3 protein-coding genes, 2 tRNA genes and 1 pseudogene are annotated in these 2,360 nt (G+C 42.3%); 2 read left to right on the forward strand and 4 right to left on the reverse strand.

The window, feature by feature from the left end:
* Positions 1–368: 368 nt before the first annotated feature.
* The 4 genes and pseudogenes from DD616_RS17150 to DD616_RS17465 all read right to left on the reverse strand — a co-directional run.
* Positions 369–794, reverse strand: coding sequence for a bifunctional diaminohydroxyphosphoribosylaminopyrimidine deaminase/5-amino-6-(5-phosphoribosylamino)uracil reductase RibD (locus DD616_RS17150; RefSeq protein WP_170895741.1), 426 nt, complete (start codon positions 792–794; stop codon positions 369–371).
* 201 nt (positions 795–995) lie between these two features.
* Complete coding sequence (locus DD616_RS17160; RefSeq protein WP_208871980.1) at positions 996–1,286, reverse strand: hypothetical protein; 291 nt, start codon at positions 1,284–1,286, stop codon at positions 996–998.
* A 148-nt stretch (positions 1,287–1,434) separates the two neighbouring features.
* Complete coding sequence (locus tag DD616_RS17460; protein ID WP_269148165.1) at positions 1,435–1,758, reverse strand: glutathione binding-like protein; 324 nt, start codon at positions 1,756–1,758, stop codon at positions 1,435–1,437.
* A gap of 102 nt (positions 1,759–1,860) precedes the next feature.
* Positions 1,861–2,037, reverse strand: a pseudogene (locus DD616_RS17465) (glutathione S-transferase N-terminal domain-containing protein); the annotation flags it as partial.
* A 133-nt stretch (positions 2,038–2,170) separates the two neighbouring features.
* On the opposite strand from DD616_RS17465, the gene DD616_RS17170 reads away from it, so the two are divergent.
* Both DD616_RS17170 and DD616_RS17175 read left to right on the forward strand, forming a co-directional pair.
* Positions 2,171–2,247 (forward strand) — tRNA-Met (locus tag DD616_RS17170).
* A 33-nt stretch (positions 2,248–2,280) separates the two neighbouring features.
* Positions 2,281–2,356: transfer RNA gene (locus DD616_RS17175), tRNA-Gly, on the forward strand.
* Positions 2,357–2,360 lie beyond the last annotated feature (4 nt).

A 2,360-nucleotide genomic window follows, 5' to 3' on the forward strand; every position in this document is an offset into this window, starting at 1 on the left:
GAAAGCACAGTTTCAGCGATAATGCAGCCTTTTGTGAAACCATGCTTTGGGTGTTGAACATCCAACAGCGTTGAAGCATCGAGGTTTGCTAGTTTTCAGCGACTTTGAAACCACTGAATTTTCAACACGTTCGACCAAATCAGCATCAAGAAAACTCAAAAAGCAAATTGTGAAATTTGAACGCTAAAAGCGGATTTGTCAGAACGATTGAGCTTGGATTTTGATGATTCCTGCCTTTAAGAAGCTAACGCCCGGCTAAGGGAACGCTACCACCCAACCTAACACATTGTACCGTAACCACTAAAATTGAAGTAGAAACAAAAATGCCAAGCGTTGGGAATCCCTCTTAAATTGTTTGTTATATGCCTTTACGACTTACCCAAATATTGCACTAGAAAACTACTGACTTGCTCATAGCAAAGACCAATATCGACCTTAATACCACCCCGCTCTAGTATGGCAATACCTTTACCACTATTGCGTTCATCTGGGTCAAGCATTGAAACGACAACATGTTTGATGCCTGATTTTACTAACGTGTTTGCACAAGCTGGAGTTCGACCGACAAAAGAGCAAGGTTCTAAAGTGACATAAGCAACGACGCCATCAAGAGTTCCATCATAGGAATTCAGTGCTTGTACTTCTGCATGGTTTCCACCAATAGCCTGTGTATAGCCCTCAGAAACCACCGTATCATCTTTGACTAGTACGCAACCAACAGGTGGGTTTGGAGTACAATTAGGTAAGGCATTTCGAGAGATTTCTAATGCTCTCAACATATGTTTTTCTGACATTTTTCCGCATTCCTTGCTCTGGCATATAACGCCCGCTTAAGGGGCAGCCAACGCTACTACTAAGCTTCCGCATAACACCGTAATCACAAAAACCAACGCATAGTAAAATGCCACGCGTTGGCTGTCCCTCTTGAAGCGTTTGTTATGTTTTATTCCAACCAGCTGATTTTATTAAAAATATCCTTAGAAATCTCAACTAGTTTAAGACATTATTGCCTTACTTCTAAAAAGTGTTTTTTTGCATGATAAGCAAATATGTTTATAACGAGGATCTGCATGAGCTGTTAATGGTTGAAAAATCGCTTTGTCTGAACCACAACTAAAGCATTTAGCACTTTCTGGATCTGCCGTTTTACATTCAGGATGCTTTATCAAATAGTTCTCAAGTGTCGGCAGTTTGTGCCAATCATCATCCTGTGGCTTCGAATATGATACGAAATAGAAGAATGTTGCAGCCGCGCCTAAAACTAAAACCAACCAAATGAAATCCATCTCTTTTCCTCAAGTTATCCCGAAAACATAACGCCCGCCTAAGGGGCTGGCAACGCATTACCACTAAACTCAAACGCAACAACCGAAACCACTTCGGTTCATTGGGACTGGAAACGCCACGCGTTGGCAGTCCCTCTTGAGGCGTTTGTTATGAGTATGACTCAAAGGGGCTCAGGTCTATTCCTTCAAATTCACAAACTGCTCTTACCGTTGGATTGCTGCTTAGGCGATTTAAGTAAACAGCTAAATGATTAAAGATCATTGGTGACTGCTTAATGGGTAAAGACCATTCTGCAAGCATGAAAAGAAAGTAATCGCATGCCGACAATTTATCGCCCAGTAAATATTCACCATTTCCTAGATGGTCGTTGATGACAGATAAAGCATCAGCTATACGCTCATCCTGCGCCGCTACCACACTAGGTATTGATGCTTCATCAGTTGTATGTCGCTGAGGATAGTAACGAACCATTAATTCGGCTTGAAGTGTGTTATTGAGGAATGCTAACCACTGGAAAAATAACGGTCGCTTCGGATCACCAATAGGAGGAATTAATCCGTATTCAGGATGCAACTCACAAATGTGGATACAAATTGCGGGGCTTTCAAAAATGGGCTGTCCATCAATAATCAGTGTTGGAATTCGGCCGGCGGGATTCAATTTCAGATAATCAGCTGATTTTTGGACATTAGACTTTTTATCAACTAGCAATAGCTCATAATCTGCTTGCACATGATGAAGTAAAAAATGCGGAGCTAAACTCGCATTKKWKGKMWMAWMWYWWWGYTTRAASAAAGYRRACYYCKTKYKKYKSWRCMYYWKMTMYTMWTARMRMSYGRMYARGKKKAAGTTTTCGCCGTACTTAACGGTGACACAATACGGACGCGGGGTGGAGCAGCTTGGTAGCTCGTCGGGCTCATAACCCGAAGGTCGTTGGTTCAAATCCAGCCCCCGCAACCAAATTTAGATTAAGCGTAAATACGATTAATCATTGCGACACTAGCTCAGTTGGTAGAGCGCAACCTTGCCAAGGTTGAGGTCACGAGTTCGAACCTCGTGTGTCGCTCCAAATT

Origin of the sequence: Vibrio anguillarum, assembly GCF_003390515.1 — a bacterium.
Taxonomy (GTDB): Bacteria; Pseudomonadota; Gammaproteobacteria; order Enterobacterales; family Vibrionaceae; genus Vibrio; species Vibrio anguillarum.

What these genes read in the sequence shown, in the direction of transcription:
- DD616_RS17460 (WP_269148165.1), bottom strand. Translation starts at nt 1,758, where the DNA reads ATGGTTCGTTACTATCCTCAGCGACATACAACTGATGAAGCATCAATA.
- DD616_RS17150 (WP_170895741.1), bottom strand. Translation starts at nt 794, where the DNA reads ATGTCAGAAAAACATATGTTGAGAGCATTAGAAATCTCTCGAAATGCC.
- DD616_RS17160 (WP_208871980.1), bottom strand. Translation starts at nt 1,286, where the DNA reads ATGGATTTCATTTGGTTGGTTTTAGTTTTAGGCGCGGCTGCAACATTC.